This is a genomic window from Pyxidicoccus sp. MSG2 (assembly GCF_026626705.1).
Taxonomy (GTDB): domain Bacteria; phylum Myxococcota; class Myxococcia; order Myxococcales; family Myxococcaceae; genus Myxococcus.
The window spans coordinates 12,969,349-12,989,277 of sequence record NZ_JAPNKC010000001.1; the positions used below are offsets into that span (position 1 = coordinate 12,969,349).

Annotated in this window: 1 protein-coding gene (only partly in view); it reads left to right on the forward strand. The window is 71.6% G+C overall.

Annotated elements, in window-relative coordinates; translation table 11 throughout:
* Positions 1–19,929 carry the 5' portion of a non-ribosomal peptide synthetase gene (locus OV427_RS49095; protein ID WP_267863181.1) on the forward strand. 7,806 nt of this gene lie beyond the right edge of the window, so the window shows 19,929 of its 27,735 coding nt (coding positions 1–19,929); it begins with the start codon at positions 1–3; its stop codon lies off the right edge, out of view.

Genomic DNA, 19,929 nt, shown 5'->3' on the forward strand with positions numbered 1-19,929 from the left:
ATGGCGCCTACCCCTGAGCAGAAGCGTGCGCGGCTCGCCGAGCTGCTGCGCGAGAAGAGCCGTTCCTCCCACCGTGCCCCGGTGTCCTTCTCCCAGGAACGCATGTGGATACAGGAGCGGCTCGACCCCGGCAGCGCCGCCTTCAACCAGCCCATCGCCGTGCGGCTGTCCGGCGAGCTGGACGTGGACGCCCTGCGCCGGACGCTGCGGGAATTGTTGCAGCGGCACGAGCCGCTGCGCACCACCTTCGTCGATCAGGATGGCCGGGTAGAGCAGCACATCGCCGCCTCGGTGGAGGTGGCCCTGCCCGTGGTGGACGTGCAGGGCGCCGCCGGAGGCGAGGCGGAGGCTTGGCGCGGGCTGCATGCCCAGGCGCGGCAGCCCTTCGACATCGAGAAGGGCCCGCTGCTGCGCACGGTGCTGTACCGGCTGGAGGCACGCGAGCACCTGCTGCTGCTCAACGTGCACCACCTCGTCTCGGATGGCTGGTCCCTGGGAGTCCTCGTCCAGGAGGTGGCCGCGCTCTACGGCGCCTTCTCCCAGGGAAGGTCCTCGCCGCTGCCGCCGCTGCCCATGCAGTACGCCGCGTTCGCGGCCTGGCAGCGGGACTGGATGGAGGGCGAGGCGCTGGACTCGCAGCTCTCCTGGTGGCGCCAGCGTCTGGACGCGGACGCGATGCTGGAGCTGCCTGGTGACAGGCCCCGGCCCGCCATCGCCAGCGCCCACGGCGCGCGCCACACGGTGGTGCTGCCGCCCGGCCTGCTCCAGTCCCTCGAGGAGCTGGCGCGAAGCCAGGGCCGCACGCTCTTCCCGGTGCTGCTCGCCGCCTGGCAGGTGATGCTGGCGCGCTACACCGGCCAGGAGGACGTGGTGGTGGGCTCGCCCGTGGCGGGCCGCAACCGCGCCGAGCTGGAGGGCCTCATCGGCCTGTTCGTCAACACGCTGGCCCTGCGCGCGGACCTGTCCGGCGACCCGTCCTTCCTGGAGCTGGTGGACCGGGTGCACGCGTTCAACGTGGACGCCTTCGCGCACCAGGACGTGCCCTTCGAGAAGGTCGTGGAGGCCTTGCGCCCCGCGCGCCACCTGGGCGTCTCTCCCCTGTTCCAGGTGCTGTTCGCCCTGCAGAACGCGCCACTGCCCGCGCTGCGCGTGCCGGGCCTCGTCATGGAGGCCGAGCCGGTGGACAGCGGCGCCAGCCAGCTGGACCTGTCCCTGCTGGCGACGAAGGTGCCCCAGGGGCTGCGCCTGGCCCTCGTCTACCGCACGGACCTCTTCGAGAGCACCACGGCGGAGCGAATGCTGAGGCACTACGCGCGGCTGCTGGAGGGCATCGTCGCCGCGCCCGAGCGGCGTCTGTCCGAGCTGCCGCTGATGGACGAGGCGGAGCTGCGGCAGGTGGTGAAGGAGTGGAACGCCACCGCGACTGCCTTCCCGCGCGAGGCCTGCGTCCACGAGCTCGTCGAGGCCCAGGCCGTCCGTACACCCGAAGCGGTGGCCCTGCGCTTCGGGGACCAGCAGTTCACCTATGCCTGGCTGGACGCCCGCGCAAACCAGCTCGCCTGGCACCTGCGCTCACTGGGCGTCGGCCCCGAGACTCGTGTCGCCCTCCTGCTGGAGCGCTCCGTCGAGCTGCTCGTCTGCGTGCTGGGCGTCCTCAAGGCCGGTGGTGCCTTCGTCCCGCTGGACCCGGCCTACCCCGCCGAGCGCCTCGGCTTCATGCTGGCCGACTCCGCTGCTTCCGTCGTCCTCTCCGTGCAGTCCCTGGCCGGCAAGCTGCCCTCTCGCGGCGAGCACCGCGTCATCCTCGACACGGACGCGCCGCTGCTCTCGCGTCAGCCGCAATCGCCTCCTGAATCCGAGGCGACGGCCGAAAGCCTCGCCTACGTCCTCTATACCTCTGGCAGCACCGGCCGCCCCAAGGGCGTCATGGTGCCTCACCACGGCCTCGTCCACTACCTGCACTGGGCCCTGCGCGAGTACCGCGTGTCCTCCGGGCACTCGGCCCCGGTGCATACCTCCGTCGCCTTCGACGCCACCCTCACCAGCCTCCTCACTCCCCTGCTGGTTGGCGGCTCCGTGCACCTGCTTCCCTCTGGCAATGAGCTGGAGGCACTTGCCCACTCCCTCCGCAGTCACCGCCACGGCCTCGTCAAGCTCACCCCCGCGCACCTCCAGGCCCTGCTGGACCTGATGACGCCGCCGGAGCTGGCGCTCCAGGCAGGCACCTTCGTCGTCGGTGGCGAAGCCCTGCCCGCCGCCACCGTGGAGCGCTGGCGCCAGCTGGCCCCTCGCGTACGCCTCATCAACGAGTACGGCCCCACTGAGACAGTCGTCGGCTGCTCCATCTACGACGTCAGCCGCGACGGCCTGGTGCGCGGCATGGTGCCCATCGGCCGGCCCATCTCCAATACCGCCCTCTACATCCTCGACGCGCAGTTGCAGCCGGTGCCCGTGGGCGTCACCGGCGAGCTGTACATCGGCGGCGCGGGCGTGGCTCGCGGCTACCTGCGCCGACCGGAGCTCTCCGCCGAGCGCTTCGTGCCGGACGCCTTCAGCACCGTGCCCGGCGCGCGCATGTACCGCACCGGAGACCTCGCGCGCTTCCTTCCGGACGGCAATATCGACTTCCTGGGCCGCCGCGATGGACAGGTGAAGCTGCGCGGCTTCCGCATCGAGCTGGGTGAAGTCGAAGCCGCCCTGCGCGCCCACCCGGGCATCTCCGATGCCGTGGCCACCGTGCGCACGGACGGGCCTTCCGGCCCCCGGCTCGTCGCGTACGTCGTGCCCGGAGGAGGAGCCGCTCCCGAGGCCCTGGACGCCCGTGCCCTGCGCGATTCACTTGCCCGGCAGTTGCCCGAGTACATGGTGCCTTCCGTCATCGTGCACCTGGACGCCCTGCCGCTGACGCCCAATGGCAAGGTGGACCGCAAGGCCCTGCCTGCACCGGAGGCTCCCGTGGGGACCTCCACCTATGCGGCCCCGCGCAACGACACAGAGCAGTTGCTCGCCACGCTCTGGCGCGAGGTGCTGCGAGCGGAGCGCGTGGGCATCCACGACAATTTCTTCGAGCTGGGCGGCCACTCGCTGCTGGCCACGCAGGTCGTCTCGCGCATCCGCGCCACCTTCGGCGTGGAGTTGCCCCCGCGGTCCCTCTTCGAGGCGCCCACCGTCGCGGGCGTGGCCGGGCTCCTGGGTGCCGCCACCCGGGCCCGGGTTCCGGCCCTCGTTCCGGTGCCCCGCACGGGTGAGCTGCCGCTGTCCTTCGCCCAGCAGCGGCTGTGGTTCGTCGACCAGCAGGAGCCCGGTAACGCCGCCTACAACGTGCCCGTGGGCCTGCGCCTGGAAGGCGCGCTGGACGCGAAGGCCCTGGAGGGTGCGCTCGCCGAAGTGGTGCGCCGTCACGAGACGCTGCGCACCACCTTCGCCTTGCGCGAAGGCCAGCCCGTGCAGTGCATCCACCCCGGCGCTGACTTCGCCCTGGTCCGGGTGGAGCTGACCGGGTTGCCCCCGGCCCAGCGCGAGGAAGAGGCCCGCCGGCTGGCGCAGGAAGAAGCCCTGCGCCCCTTCAACCTCGCCACCGGCCCGCTGTTGCGCGGCTCGCTGCTCCGGCTGGACGAGGAAGTACACGTGCTGCTGCTGACGATGCACCACATCGTCTCCGACGGCTGGTCCATGGGCGTGCTGGTGGGCGAGGCGGTGGCCCTCTACACCGCCCTCGCCAGAGGCCTGCCCTCGCCTCTACCCGAGCTGCCGGTGCAGTACGCCGACTACGCCGGCTGGCAACGCGCATGGCTGCAAGGCGAGGTGCTGGAAAGCCAGTTGGGCTGGTGGCGGGAGCACCTCTCCGGCGCGCCCCAGGTGCTGGAGCTGCCCACCGACAGGCCCCGCCCCGCCGTCCAGTCCCACCGCGGCGCGTACCTGCCCGTGCGCCTGCCCCATGCGCTCTCCGAGTCCCTCAAGCGACTCTCCACGCGTCAGGGCGTGACACCGTTCATGACGGTGCTGGCTGGCTACCAGGTCCTGCTGCACCGCTATTCCGGAGCAGCGGACCTCGTCGTCGGTTCTCCCATCGCCGGCCGTACCCATGACCAGACCGAAGGCCTCATCGGCGTCTTCATCAACAACCTTGCCCTGCGGACCCGGATCGACTCGCGCGCCTCGTTCCTGTCGCTGCTGGGCCAGGTGCGCACCACCACCCTGGCTGCCTACGAGCACCAGGATTTTCCCTTCGACAAGCTCGTCGAGGAGCTGCGGCCCCAGCGCAGCCTGGGCCGCGCGCCGCTCTTCCAGGTCAGCCTCACCCTCCAGAACGCCCCCATGGGTCAGCTTGAGGTTCCTGGCCTGCGCCTGAATCCGCTCGCCCTCGCCTCCCTGCCGACGAAGTTCGACTTGAGTCTCGTGCTGGAGGAGACGCCTGACGGCTTCAGGGGCCACTTCCTGTACGCCGCGGATTTGTTCGACGCCTCCACCGTGGCGAGGATGGCCGGCCACCTGCAGACGCTGCTGGAGGCCATCGCCGCCCACCCGGAGCGCCCCGTCTCCGCGCTGCCGCTCATGGACTCCGCCGAGCGCCAGCGCCTGCTGGTGGAGTGGAACGCCACCGCCCACGACTTCCCTCGCGACACCTGCGCCCACCTGCTCTTCGAGGCCCAAGCCCGCGCCACTCCGGACGCCGTCGCCCTTCGCTTCGGTGAGGACTCCCTCACCTATGCCCAATTGGACGCCCGCGCCAACCAGTTGGCGTACCACCTGCGCTCCCTGGGCATTGGCCCCGAGACTCGCGTCGCCCTCCTGCTGGAGCGCTCGGTCGAGCTGCTCGTCTCCGTGCTGGGCGTCCTCAAGGCCGGCAGCGCCTTCCTGCCCCTGGACCCGGCCTACCCCGCCGAGCGCCTCGGCTTCATGCTGGCCGACTCCGCTGCTTCCGTCGTCCTCTCCGTGCAGTCCCTGGCCGGCAAGCTGCCCTCTCGCGGCGAGCACCGCGTCATCCTCGACACGGACGCACCGCGGCTCTCACTTCAGCCGCAATCTCCTCCTGAATCCGAGGTGACGGCCGCAAGCCTCGCCTACGTCCTCTATACCTCTGGCAGCACCGGCCGCCCCAAGGGCGTCATGGTGCCGCACCACGGCCTCGTCCACTACCTGCACTGGGCCCTGCGCGAGTACCGCGTGTCCTCCGGGCACTCGGCCCCGGTGCATACCTCCGTCGCCTTCGACGCCACCCTCACCAGCCTTCTCACTCCCCTGCTGGTTGGCGGCTCCGTGCACCTGCTTCCCTCTGGCAATGAGCTGGAGGCTCTTGCACAGTCCCTGCGCCTCCACCGCCACGGCCTCGTCAAGCTCACCCCCGCGCACCTCCAGGCCCTGCTGGACCTGATGACGCCGCCGGAGCTGGCGCTCCAGGAGGGCACCTTCGTCGTCGGTGGCGAAGCCCTGCCCGCCGCCACCGTGGAGCGCTGGCGCCAGCTGGCCCCTCGCGTGCGCCTCATCAACGAGTACGGCCCCACTGAGACAGTCGTCGGCTGCTCCATCTACGACGTCAGCCGCGACGGCCTGGTGCGCGGCCTGGTCCCCATCGGCCGGCCCATCTCCAATACCGCCCTCTACATCCTCGACGCGCAGTTGCAGCCGGTGCCCGTGGGCGTCACCGGAGAGCTGTACATCGGCGGCGCGGGCGTGGCTCGCGGCTACCTGCGCCGGCCGGAGCTCTCCGCCGAGCGCTTCGTGCCGGACGCCTTCAGCACCGTGCCCGGCGCGCGCATGTACCGCACCGGAGACCTCGCGCGCTTCCTGCCGGACGGCAATATCGACTTCCTGGGCCGCCGCGACGGACAGGTGAAGCTGCGCGGCTTCCGCATCGAGCTGGGCGAAGTCGAAGCCGCCCTGCGCGCCCACCCGGGCATCTCCGACGCCGTGGTCACCGTGCGCACGGACGGGCCTTCCGGCCCGCGGCTCGTCGCGTACGTCGTGCCCGCGGCAGGTGTCGTTCCCGAGGCCGTGGACGCCCGTGCCCTGCGCGATTCACTCGCCCGGCAGTTGCCCGAGTACATGGTGCCTTCCGTCATCGTGCACCTGGACGCCCTGCCGCTGACGCCCAATGGCAAGGTGGACAGGAAGGCGCTGCCCTCACCGGATGCATCCCATGTGGCGGCCTCCGAGTACGTCGCTCCGCGCACCTCCACCGAGACCCTTCTGGCCGACCTCTGGGCCCAGGTGCTGGGCCTGGAGCGCGTGGGCCTCCACGGCCACTTCTTCGAGCTGGGCGGCCACTCCCTTCTCGCCATCCAGCTCATCTTCCGCACTCGCACCCTCTTCGAGGTCGAGCTGTCCCTCGAGGAGCTGTTCTCGGCCCCCACGCTCGCGGAGTTCGCCCAGCAGGTGGAGAAGAGCCGCAGGGAGGCCCGGGGCCTCACCCTGCCTCCCCTGGTCCCGGTGCCGCGTACGGACGCGCTGCCGCTGTCCTTCTCCCAGCAGCGACTTTGGTTCATCGATCAGCTGGAGCCCGGCAGCGCCACCTACAACATCCCCGTGGCCTTGCGCCTGGAGGGCGCGCTGGACGCGAAGGCCCTGGAGGGTGCGCTGGCCGAAGTGGTGCGTCGTCACGAAGCCCTGCGCACCACCTTCGTCTCGCGCGAGGGTCAGCCCGTGCAGTGCATCCACCCCAGCACCGACTTCTCCCTGGCCCGGGTGGAACTGACGGGACTGCCTCCCGAGCAGCGCGAGCAGGAGGCCCGTAGGCTGGCGCGAGAAGAAGCCCTGGGTCCCTTCAACCTCGCCACCGGTCCGCTGCTGCGCGGTTCGCTGCTGCGGCTGGATGACGAAGTGCACGTGCTGCTGCTGACGATGCACCACATCGTCTCCGACGGCTGGTCCATGGGTGTGCTGGTGCGCGAGGCGGCCGCTCTCTATGCCGCCTTCGCGAAGGGGCAGCCCTCCGCGCTGCCGCAACTGCCGGTGCAGTACGCCGACTTCTCGGCCTGGCAGCGGGGTTGGTTGCAGGGCGAGGCCCTCCAGAAGCAACTGTCATGGTGGCGCGACCACCTCGCGGACGCGCCCCATGTCCTGGAGTTGCCTGGCGACAAGCCCCGCCCCGCCGTGCAGTCCCATCGGGGCGCGCACCTGCCCGTGCGCCTGCCGCGTGGCCTCTCCGAGTCCCTCAAGCGCCTGTCCACCCGCCAGGGTGTGACGCCCTTCATGACGCTGCTGGCGGGCTTCCAGGTCCTGCTGCACCGCTACTCCGGCGTGGAAGACATCGTCGTCGGCTCGCCCATCGCCGGCCGGACCCACGCCCAGACCGAGGACCTCATCGGCTTCTTCGTCAACAGCCTGGTGCTGAGGACGCGGATTGACGCGCGAGCTTCGTTCCTGTCGCTGCTGGGCCAGGTGCGCACCACCACCCTGGCCGCCTACGAGCACCAGGACTTTCCCTTCGACAAGCTCGTCGAGGAGCTGCGGCCCCAGCGCAGCCTGGGCCACTCGCCCCTGTTCCAGGTCGACTTCACCTTCCAGAACGCCCCCATGGGCCCGCTGCAGGCGCCAGGGCTGCGCCTGCAGCCGCTCCCTCCCGAATCGCTGCTGGCCAAGTACGATCTGGGCCTCGTCCTGGAGGAGACGCCTGACGGCTACAGCGGCGTCCTCGTGTACGCCGAGGACCTGTTCGAGGCGTCGACCGTGCAGCGCATGGCCGGGCATCTGCAAACGCTGCTGGAGGGCATCGTCGCCGCCCCGGAGCGTTCCATCTCCGAGCTCCCGCTGCTGGACGTGGCCGAGCGCCAGCGCATGCTGGTGGAGTGGAACGCCACCTCGCGCGACTTCCCCCGCCACACCTGCGTCCACCGGCTCTTCGAGGCCCAGGCCCGACGCACTCCCGACGCCATCGCCCTTCGCTTCGGTGAGGACTCCCTCACCTATGCCCAACTGGATGCCCGCGCCAACCAACTGGCGCACCACCTGCGCTCCCTGGGCATCGGCCCCGACACTCTCGTCGCCCTCCTGCTGGAGCGCTCCATCGAGCTGGTGGTGGCCGTCTTCGGCGTGCTCAAGGCGGGCGGTGCCTTCGTCCCGCTGGACCCGGCCTACCCCGCGGAGCGCCTGGGCTTCATGCTGGCCGACTCCGCGGCCCCGGTCGTCATCACCGTGGAGCGCCTGGCGGATGAGCTTCCCTCGCGCGGTGAGCAGTACGTGCTTCTCGACGCGGAGGCGTCGCTGCTCTCGCGCTACCCTGCCTCGCCTCTGGAAGCCACGGCAACGGCCGAAGGCCTCGCCTACGTCCTCTACACCTCTGGCAGCACCGGCCGCCCCAAGGGCGTCATGGTGCCTCACCACGGCCTCGTCCACTACCTCCACTGGGCTCAGCAGGAGTACCGCCTGACGCCGGGGCTCTCAGCCCCCGTGCATACCTCCGTCGCCTTCGACGCAACCCTCACCAGCCTTCTCACGCCCCTGCTGGCTGGCGGCACCCTCCACCTGTTGCCCCCTGGCAATGAGCTGGAGGCGCTTGCCCACTCACTACGCATTCACCGCCACGGGCTCGTCAAGCTCACCCCCGCGCACCTCCAGGCCCTGCTGGAGCTCATGGCCCCCGAGGCGCTGGCCTCTCAGGAGGCCTGCTTCGTCGTCGGCGGCGAAGCCCTGCCCGCCTCCACCGTGGAGCGCTGGCTCGACCTGGCGCCCCACGCGCGCGTCATCAACGAGTACGGCCCCACCGAGACCGTCGTCGGCTGCTCCATCTACGACGTCAGCCAGGACGGCCTGGTGCGCGGTCTGGTGCCCATCGGCCGGCCCATCTCCAATACCGCCCTCTACATCCTCGACGCGCGGTTGCAGCCGGTGCCGGTGGGAGTCACTGGCGAGCTGTACATCGGCGGCGCGGGCGTGGCGCGCGGCTACCTGCGCCGGCCGGAGCTCACCGCCGAGCGCTTCATCCCCGATGCCTTCAGCACCGTGCCCGGCGCGCGCATGTACCGCACGGGCGACCTGGCGCGCTTCCTTCCGGATGGCAATCTCGACTTCCTGGGCCGCCGCGATGGGCAGGTGAAGCTGCGCGGCTTCCGCATCGAGCTGGGCGAAGTCGAGGCCGCCCTGCGCTCCCTCCCGGGCGTCTCCGACGCCGTGGCCACCGTGCGCACGGACGGGCCTTCCGGCCCGCGGCTCGTCGCCTACGTCGTGCCCGCGGAAGGTGTCGCCGCCGAGGCCCTTGTGGCTCAGGCCTTGCGCGAGGCCCTCGCCCGGCAGTTGCCCGAGTACATGGTGCCTTCCGTCCTCGTGCACCTGGAGGCCCTGCCACTGACGCCCAATGGCAAGGTGGACAGGAAGGCCCTGCCCGCGCCGGACGCAATCCATGCGGTGGCCTCCGAGGCTGTCGCCCCGCGCACCTCCACCGAAGCCATGCTGGCCGACCTCTGGAGCCACTTGCTGGGTGTTGCCCGGGTCGGCATCCACGACGACTTCTTCGAGCTGGGGGGCCACTCGCTGCTGGCGACCCAGCTCCTCTCCCGCATCCGCGCCTTCTTCGGCGTGGAGCTGTCCCTGCGCGAGCTGTTCTCCGCCCCGACGGTGGTGGAGCTGGCGCAGCAGGTGGAGACCCGCCGTAGGGAGGCACAGGGCCTCACCCTGCCTCCACTCACCCCGAGTCCTCGCACGGGCGAGCTGCCGCTGTCCTTTGCCCAGCAGCGGCTGTGGTTCGTCGATCAGCTGGACCCCGATAGCGCCACCTTCAACATCCCCGTGGCACTCCGCTTGACGGGCGTGTTGGACGCAGACGCACTGGAGGGTGCGCTGGCCGAGGTGGTGCGCCGCCACGAAACACTGCGCACCACCTTCCTCTCGCGTGAAGGCCAGCCGGTGCAGTGCATCCACCCCACCGGTGACTTCACCCTGGCCCGGGTGGAGCTGACGCATCTGCCCACGGCCTCGCGCGAGGAAGAGACCCGCCGGCTGGCGCGTGCGGAGGCCCTGCGTCCCTTCAACCTCGCCACCGGACCGCTGCTGCGGGGCTCACTGCTCCGGCTGGGCGAAGACACGCACGTGCTGCTCTTGACGATGCACCACATCGTCTCGGACGGCTGGTCCATGGGCGTGCTGGTGCGCGAGGTGGCGGCCCTCTACGCCGCCTTCACCCAGGGCCAGCCTGCGTCCCTGCCGCGGCTGCCGGTGCAGTACGCCGACTACGCCGCCTGGCAGCGCTCCTGGCTCCAGGGTGAGGCGCTCGAAGCACAGCTGTCCTGGTGGCGCGAGCACCTCGCGGGCGCCCCCCACCTGCTGGAGCTGCCTGGCGACAAGCCCCGCCCGGCCGTCCAGGGCTTCCTCGGCGCGCATCACACGCACGTGCTGCCGAGCGCACTGGCCGACTCGCTCCAGGCCCTCTGCCACCGGGAGGGCTCGACCCTCTTCATGGCGCTGCTCGCCGGCTTCGAGGTGGTCCTCTCCCGGTACTCGGGGCAGGAGGACTTCGTCATCGGCACGGACATCGCCAACCGCAACCGCGCGGAGACCGAAGGCCTCATCGGCTTCTTCGTCAACCAGCTGGCGCTGCGCGCCCAGGTGGGCGGAGACCCGAGCTTCCGCGAGCTGCTCGGCCGCGTGCGAGCCACCGCCCTGGACGCCTATGCCCACCAGGACCTGCCCTTCGAGGAGCTGGTCAAGGTCATCAACCCCGAGCGAAGCCTCGGCCACGCGCCTCTCTTCCAGGTGAAGCTGGTGCTCCAGAACCAGCCCACCACCGCACTGACGGTGCCCGGCCTCACCCTCACGCCCGAGCGCACCACCGAGGCCGCCTCGCGCCTGGACCTCACCCTCTTCGTATTCCCGACGTCGCAGGGCCTGTCCTGCACGTGCGAGTACCGCACCGACCTCTTCGAGCCCGCCACCATCGACAGGCTGATGCGGCACCTGGGCACGGTGCTGGAGGCCGCCGCGGCAAGGCCCGAGACGCCGGTGTCCTGCCTGCCGCTGATGTCCGAGGAGGAGCAGCGTCAGGTGCTGGTGGAGTGGAACGCCACCGCCCGCGACTTCCCCCGCGACAGCTGCATCCACCACCTCTTCGAAGCCCAGGCTCAGCGCACTCCCGACGCCATCGCCCTTCACTTCGATGAGGACTCGCTCACCTATGCCCAGTTGGACGCTCGCTCCAACCAGCTGGCGCACCACCTGCGCTCGCTGGGCATCGGCCCGGACACCCTCGTCGCGCTCTTCCTGGGGCGCTCCCTGGAGCTGGTGACGGCCATGCTCGGCGTCCTCAAGGCGGGAGGCGCCTTCGTTCCGCTCGACCCTTCCTACCCCTCTGAGCGCCTCGGCTTCATGCTGGCCGACTCGGCGGCCCCGGTCGTCATCACCCTGGAGCACCTGGCGGACGAGCTGCCCTCGCGAGGTGAGCAGTACGTGCTGCTCGACGCGGATGAGCGGCTGCTCTCGCGCCAGCCGCAATCGCCTCCTGACTCCGGGGTGACGGCCGAAAGCCTCGCCTACGTCCTCTACACCTCCGGCAGCACCGGCCGCCCCAAGGGCGTCATGGTCACGCAGCAGGGCATCGCCCACTACCTCGCGTGGGCACGCCAGGAGTACCGCGTGTCCTCCGGGCAGAGCGCCCCGGTGCATACCTCCGTCGCCTTCGACGCCACCCTCACCAGCCTCCTCGCGCCGCTGCTGGCTGGCGGCTCCGTGCACCTGCTTCCCTCCGGGAATGAGCTGGAGGCACTTGCCCAGTCCCTGCGCCTCCACCGCCACGGCCTGGTCAAGCTCACGCCCGCGCACCTCCAGGCACTGCTGGACCTGATGTCCGCCCAGGAGCTGGCGCTCCAGGAAGGCACCTTCGTCGTCGGTGGCGAAGCACTGCCCGCCGCCACCGTGGAGCGCTGGCGCCAGCTGGCCCCGCGTGTACGCCTCATCAACGAGTACGGCCCCACCGAGACAGTGGTCGGCTGCTCCATCCATGACGTGAATGAGGGCGGCCTGGTCCATGGGGCCGTCCCCATTGGCCGGCCCATCGCCAATACGGCGCTCTACATCCTCGATGCGAGGCTGCGGCCGGTGCCCGTGGGTGTCACGGGTGAGCTGTACATCGGCGGAGCGGGTGTCGCGCGCGGCTACCTGCGCCGGCCGGAGCTCACCGCCGAGCGCTTCATCCCCGATGCCTTCAGCACCACCATGCCCGGTGCGCGCATGTACCGCACGGGCGACCTGGCGCGCTTCCTTCCGGACGGCAATATCGATTTCCTGGGCCGTCGCGATGGGCAGGTTAAGCTGCGCGGCTTCCGCATCGAGCTGGGCGAAGTCGAGGCCGCCCTGCGCTCCCACCCTGGCATCTCCGACGCCGTGGCCCTGGTGCGTGCGGACGGGCCCTCCGGTCCGCGGCTCGTCGCGTACGTCGTTCCCGTGGGAGGTGCCGCCCCCGGGACGCTGGACACCCGTGCCCTGCGCGAGTCCCTCGCCCGGCAGCTCCCTGAGTACATGGTGCCCTCCGCGCTCATGGCCCTGGAGGCGCTGCCCCTCACCGCCAACGGCAAGGTGGACCGCAAGGCCCTGCCCGCCCCGGAGGCCGCGGCCCCCAGCGTCGATGAGGTCGCACCGCGCACTCCCACCGAAGAGCTGCTGGCCGGCCTCTGGGGCCAACTGCTGGGCGTCTCGCGTGTCGGCCCCCACGATGACTTCTTCGAGCTGGGCGGCCACTCCCTGCTGGCCACCCAGCTCATCTCCCGCCTGCGCTCCCTCTTTGGCGTCGAGCTGTCCCTGCGCGAGCTGTTCTCCGCCCCCACCCTCTCGCAGCTCGCCCTGCAGGTGGAGGTGAGCCGTCGACAGGCCCGGGGTCTCACCCTGCCTCCGCTCGTCCCGGTGCCTCGCACGGGCGAGCTGCCGCTGTCCTTCTCCCAGCAGCGGCTGTGGCTCATCGACCAACTGGAGCCCGACAGCGCCACCTACAACCTGCCCGAGGCCTTGCGCCTGGAGGGCGCGCTGGACGCCAGGGCACTGGAGAGCGCGTTGGCCGAGGTGGTGCGCCGTCACGAGGGTCTGCGCACCACCTTCGCCTCCCGTGAAGGCCAGCCGGTACAGTGCATCCACCCCGGCAGTGACTTCTCCCTGGCACGGGTGGACCTGACGGGACTGCCTCCCGAGCAGCGCGAGCAGGAGGCCCGCGGGCTGGCACGAGAAGAGGCGCTGCGCCCCTTCAACCTCGCCACCGGTCCGCTGCTGCGCGGCTCGCTGCTGCGGCTGGACGACGAAGTGCACGTGCTGCTCTTCACCATGCACCACATCGTCTCGGACGGCTGGTCCATGGGCGTGCTGGTGCGTGAGGTGGCGGCCCTCTACGCCGCCTTCGCGAAGGGCCAGCCTTCGCCCCTGTCACAGGTGCCAGTGCAGTACGCCGACTACGCCGCCTGGCAGCGCGGCTGGCTCCAGGGCGACGCGCTGGAGAAGCAACTGGGCTGGTGGCGCGAGCACCTGGCGGGCGTCCCCCACGTGCTGGAGTTGCCTGGCGACAGGCCGCGCCCCGCCATCCAGTCCCACCGTGGCGCCCAACTGCCCGTGCGCCTGCCGCGTGGCCTCTCCGACTCCCTCAAGCGCCTCTCCACGCGCCAGGGCGTGACGCCCTTCATGACGCTGCTGGCGGGCTTCCAGGTCCTGCTCCACCGCTACTCCGGCGCGGCGGACATCGCCGTTGGCGCGCCCATCGCCGGTCGCACCCATGGACAGACGGAGGGCCTCATCGGCTTCTTCGTCAACACCCTCGTCCTGCGCACGCAGCTCAGGCCCGAAGACTCCTTCCTCTCGCTGCTGGCCCATGTGCGCGCGACCACCCTGGCCGCCTACGAGCACCAGGACCTTCCCTTCGACAAGCTCGTCGACGAGCTCCGGCCCCAGCGCAGCCTGGGCCACTCGCCCCTGTTCCAGGTCAGCTTCGCCCTCCAGAACACCCCCATGGGCCCGCTGGAGCTGCCGGGGCTGCGCCTGCGACCGCTGGCTCCGGAAGCAGCCCTGGCCAAGTTCGACCTGAGCCTCGCCCTGGAGGAGACACCCGATGGCTTCCGGGGCGAGCTCGTGTACGCCACGGACCTGTTCGACGCATCGACCGTGACGCGCATGGCCGGCCACCTGCTCACGCTGATGGAGGGCATGGCCGCCCATCCGGAGCAGCCTCTCTCCGCGCTGCCATTGATGGACGCGGCCGAGCGCCAGCGCGTGCTCGTGGAGTGGCAGGGTCAGCCCACGTCCTTCCCGGAAGACGCCTGCATCCACCACCTCTTCGAGGCCCAGGCCCGGCGTACGCCCGATGCCCTGGCCCTTCGCTTCGGCGACGACGCCCTCACCTATGCCCAGCTGGATGCCCGTGCCAACCAACTGGCGCACCAGCTGCGCACGCTGGGGGCCGGCCCCGAGGTGCTGGTGGGCGTGTGCCTGGAGCGCTCGCAGGAGCTGGTGGTGGCGCTCCTTGGCGTGCTCAAGGCGGGCGCCGCGTACGTGCCGCTGGACCCGGCCTATCCGCGCGAGCGGCTGGGGTGGATGCTCGAGGACGCGGCCGCCCCGGTGCTGCTGACCCAGCAGCACCTGCTCGGGGTGCTGCCGCCCCACTCCGCCCACGTGCTGTGCCTGGACAGGGACTGGGACACGGTGGCCCGCCAGCCCTCGTCCACCCCCGTGCCGCTGGCCGGCCCCGAGGCCCTGGCCTACGTCATCTTCACCTCCGGCAGCACGGGCCGCCCCAAGGGGGCGATGAACGCGCACACGGGCATCGTCAACCGCCTGCTGTGGATGCAGCAGGAGTACGGGCTCACCGCGGCCGACACGGTGCTGCAGAAGACGCCCTTCAGCTTCGACGTGTCGGTCTGGGAGTTCTTCTGGCCGCTGCTGACGGGTGCGCAGCTGGTGGTGGCCCGTCCCGGCGGGCACCAGGACCCGGCCTACCTGGCGCGCCTCATCCAGGACTGTCGCGTCACCACGCTGCACTTCGTCCCCTCCATGCTCCAGGCCTTCCTCCAGGAGCCCGGACTGGAGACCGCGTGCGCGTCCGTGCGGCGCATCGTCTGCAGCGGTGAGGCGCTGCCAGCGGACCTGGCGCGGCACTGCCTGGCGCGGCTGCCGGGCGCCGGGCTGCACAACCTCTATGGCCCCACCGAGGCGGCCGTGGACGTCACCTTCTGGGAGTGCCGGGGGGACGACCGCCGCGCCTCGGTGCCCATCGGCCGGCCGGTGGCCAACACGCGCATCCACCTGCTGGACGCGCACCTGTCGCCAGTTCCGGTGGGAGTGCCGGGCGAGCTGTACATCGCCGGCGTCCAGGTGGGCCGCGGCTACCTCCAGCGGCCCGCGCTGACGGCGGAGCGCTTCGTGCCGGACCCGTTCTCCCCCGAGCCGGGCGCGCGCATGTACCGCACCGGCGACCTGGCCCGCTGGCTGCCCGACGGCACGGTGGACTACCTGGGCCGGCTCGACTTCCAGGTGAAGGTGCGCGGCTTCCGGATTGAGCTGGGTGAAATCGAGGCGGCGCTGGCCGCACACCCGGACGTGCGCCAGGCGGCGGTGGTGGCACGCGAGGACCTTCCGGGCCACAAGCGGCTGGTGGCCTATGTGGTGCCGGGCGAGGGCGCCACGCTGGACGGCTCCGCGCTGCGCGAGGCGCTGACGGGTCGGCTGCCGGAGCACATGGTGCCCTCGGCCTTCGTGGCGTTGGAGGCGCTGCCCCTGTCGCCCAACGGCAAGCTGGACCGCAAGGCCCTGCCCGCCCCGGAGGCGCGGCCGCGCGACGACGGGAACTTCGACGCGCCTCGCACGCCTGAAGAGCAGACGCTGGCCACTGTCTGGGCGGAGTTGCTGGGCCTGCCCCGCGTCGGGCGGCACGACAACTTCTTCGAGCTGGGTGGTGACTCCATCCTCGCCATCCAGTTCGTCTCTCGCGCCCGCCGCGCGGGCCTGCACCTGGCCGCCAACCTCGTCTTCCAGCACCAGACGCTGGAGGCCCTGGCGCGCGTGGTGAAGCGTGAAGGCCAGGTCCAGGCCGAGCAGGGCCTGGTGCGGGGCCCGGTGCCGCTGACGCCCATCCAGCTCGCCTTCTTCGAGCAGCCGCCGGCCCACCTCCACCACTACAACCAGGCCGTCGTCCTGGCCGCTCGCGGGGCGGTGGACGTGCCTGCCCTGGACAAAGCCCTCCAGGCCCTGGTGGCGCACCACGACTCGCTGCGCCTGCGCTTCACGCACGGGGCGGACGGCACCGCGCACCAGCACCTCACCGGGCTGGAGGCGCTCGTGCGCGTGGAGCCGGTGGACCTGTCCTCCCTGCCCGAGGCCGCCCAGGCCCAGGCGCTGGAGGCCGAGGCAACCCGCATCCAGGCCAGCCTCCGGCTGGACGAGGGACTGCTGCTGCGCGCCGCCCTCTTCCACTTCGGCCCGGCCCGCGCGCCCCGGCTGCTGCTGGCCATCCACCACCTCGCCGTGGACGGCGTCTCCTGGCGCATCCTGCTGGAGGACCTGTCCACCGCCTATGCGCAGGTGCTGCGCGGCGAGGCGGTGGCCCTGCCTCCGAAGTCCACCTCCTTCAAGGCCTGGGCGGAGAAGCTGCGGGCCTTCGCCCGCTCCGAGGCGCTGACGCACGAGTGGCCCTACTGGCAGCAGGCCGCTCACGCGCACGTGCCCGCCCTGCCGATGGATCTGCCGGGCGGCGGCAACCCGCTGGCCTCCGCCCGCGGGGTGAGCGTGTCGCTGGACGCGGAGGAGACGCGCCAGTTGCTACAGGAGACTCCCGCCGCCTGGCGCGCCCACATCAATGACGTGCTGCTGGCCGCGGTAGTGGAGGGCGTGACGCACTGGACGGGCCAGCCCCGGCTGCGCGTGGACCTGGAGGGCCACGGCCGCGAGGACCTCTTCGAGGACGTGGACCTGTCACGCACCGTGGGCTGGTTCACCTCGCTGTATCCCGTCGTGTTCGACGTCTCCGGCGCCGCCACCCCGGGCGACCGGCTGCGCGCCGTGCGCGACTCGCTGCGGCGGCTGCCCCGGCGTGGCATGGGCTACGGGCTGCTGCGCTACCTGTCCGGCGACGAAGGGGCCCGCCTCCTGCGCGACGCCCCTCGGGCGCAGGTGATCTTCAACTACCTGGGCCAGTTCGACCAGCTCGGCGGCTCGCAGGCGCCGGGTGCCACGCCGCCGCCCTTCACGCCCACGGGAGGGCCCACGGGCGCGCTGAGGAGCTCGGAGGGCGAGCGCACCCACGCGCTGGAAGTCACCGGCTACGTCTTCGACGGCCGGCTGACGCTGGGCTGGACGTACAGCACGGCGCTGCACCGGGAGGAGACCATCCAGGCGCTGGCCACGCACTGCCTCGTAGCGCTGCGGCAACTCATCGCCACCCGAGCCTCCGAGGACGCGCGCCGCTACACGCCGTCCGACTTCCCGCTCGCGAAGCTGGAGCAGGCCACGCTCGACCGGCTGCTGCCAGCGGGCCTGGCCGTGGAGGACCTCTACCCGCTGTCGCCGCTCCAGCAGGGCCTGCTCTTCCACACGCTGGCGGAGCCCGGCTCGGGCGTCTACGTCTCGCAGCTCGCCTGGACCTTCGGTGGCACCGTGGACCTGGCCGCCTTCCGGCGCGCGTGCGAGGCCGCGGTGGAGCGCCACCCGCTGCTGCGCACCTCCTTCGTCTGGGACGGCCTGGAGGACCCGCTGCAGCACGTCCACCCAGGCGTCGCCCTGCCCTGGGAGGAGCATGACTGGAGGGACCTGCCCGAGGCCGGACAGCGGGCACGCTTCGACGCCCTGATGAGCGAGGACCGGGTGCGCGGGTTCGACCTGCGCCGGCCTCCGCTGATGCGCATGACGGTGGTGCGCCTGGGCGAGCACACCTGGCGCGCCCTCTGGAGCCACCACCACCTGCTGCTGGACGGCTGGAGCCTGGGGCTGCTCTTCCAGGCGCTTTTCACCGCCTACGGCGAGCTGCGCGCGGGCCGGACGCCGCCCCGGAGCCCGTCGCGCTCCTTCCGCGACTACATCGCGTGGTTGGGGCAGCAGCCCGAGGAGCGCACCGAGGCGTACTGGCGCGAGGCGCTGCGCGGCTTCACCGCCCCCACGCCCCTGCCAGGTCTGCGCTCCGCGAGCTCCGGTGCGGCGCCCTCCCGCGAGGCGCGGCACACGCTGCTCTCCGCCGAGGCCACCTCCGCGCTCCAGGCCTTCGCCCGCCATCACCAGCTCACCCCCAATGACGTGGTGCAGGCCGCCTGGGCCCTGGCGTTGTCGCGACACACGGGCGAGGACGAGGTCCTCTTCGGAGTGACGAGCTCCGGCCGCTCCGCGGCGGTGCCCGGCATCGAGCAGGCCGTGGGCCTGTTCATCAACACGCTGCCCGTGCGCGTGCGCGTGGACGAGGACCTGGGCGTCCTCGCGTGGCTCAGGGGACTGCACGCGCGGCAGGCGGAGCAGCGCCAGCACGAGCACTCCGCGCTGGTGCGCATCCAGGGCTGGAGCGCCGTGCCTCGCGGCACTCCGCTGTTCCAGTCCCTCTTCATCTTCGAGAACTACCCCGTCGACGCCGCGGTGAACTCGGCCGGCGCCGAGCTGGGCATCCGGGACGTCCTGGTGCGTGAGCAGCCGGACCTGCCGCTGGTGGCCGTGGTCGCGCCCGGCCCGCGTCTGGGGCTGAGCCTGAAGTATCTGGCGGGACGCTTCGAAGCACCGCGCGTGGAAGGGCTGCTGGAGCACTGGGCCCTGGCGCTGGAGGCGCTGGTGTCGCGCTCCGGCGGCCGGCTGGGCGACGTCTCCCTCCTGTCGGAGGCCGAGCGCCAGCGCGTGCTGGTGGAGTGGAATGGCCAGCCCGCGCCCTTCCCACAGGACAGCTGCATCCACCACCTCTTCGAGGCCCAGGCCCGCGTCACTCCGGACGCCGTGGCCGTTCGCTTCGGCGACGACTCGCTCACCTACCGCCAGCTGGACGCACGCGCCAACCAACTGGCGCACCTCCTGCGCTCGCTGGGCGTCGGCCCGGACACCCTCGTCCCGTTCCTGCTGGAGCGCTCCGTCGAGCAGGTCGTCGCGCTCTTCGGCGTCCTCAAGGCCGGCGGCGCCTTCGTCCCTCTGGACCCGGCCTCCCCCGCCGAGCGCCTGGGCTTCATGCTGGCCGACTCGGCCGCGCCTGTCGTCATCACCCTGGAGTCCCTGGCGGGCAGGCTTCCCTCTCGCGGGGAGCGCCTCGTGCTGCTCGACGCCGACGCGGCCCTGCTCGCGCGCCAGCCTCCGTCGTCTCCTGACTCCAGCGCGACGGCCGGAAGCCTCGCCTACGTCATCTATACCTCCGGCAGCACCGGCCGCCCCAAGGGCGTCATGGTCGAGCACCGCTCGGTGCTCAACCTCCACCGCGCCTTGCGGCAGACGGTCTACGCCGGCCTGCCCCCGGGCTCGAGTGTCACCCTCAATGCGCCGTTGGCCTTCGACGCCTCCATCAAGCAGCTCATCCAGCTACTCGACGGCCACTGCCTGCACATCGTCCCCGAAGACCTGCGCAGGGACGCGCACGCCCTGGTGGAATGGCTGGCCCGGCACCGCATCCAGGCACTCGACTGCACCCCTTCGTTGCTGCGGCTGCTGCTGCAGGAGGGCCTGCTGGAAGGGGCCCACGTGCCCGGCTTGCTGGTGCCCGGGGGCGAGGCCATCGACGAAGCCACCTGGGAGCAGCTCGCCAGCTCCGAGCGCACCCAGACCTTCAACGTCTACGGCCCCACCGAGACCACCGTCGACGCCACCACCTTCCGCCCGCGGCCCGGTACCCAGCCCACCATTGGTGGTCCGCTGGCCAACGTGCGCGTCTACGTGCTGGATGCGCGCCTGCGCCCGGTGCCTCCAGGCGTGCCCGGAGAGCTCTTCATCGGCGGAGCCGGCGTGGCGCGCGGCTACCTGCGCCGCCCGGAGCTGACCGCGGAGCGCTTCCTGCCCGATGCCTTCAGCACCGAGCCCGGCGCG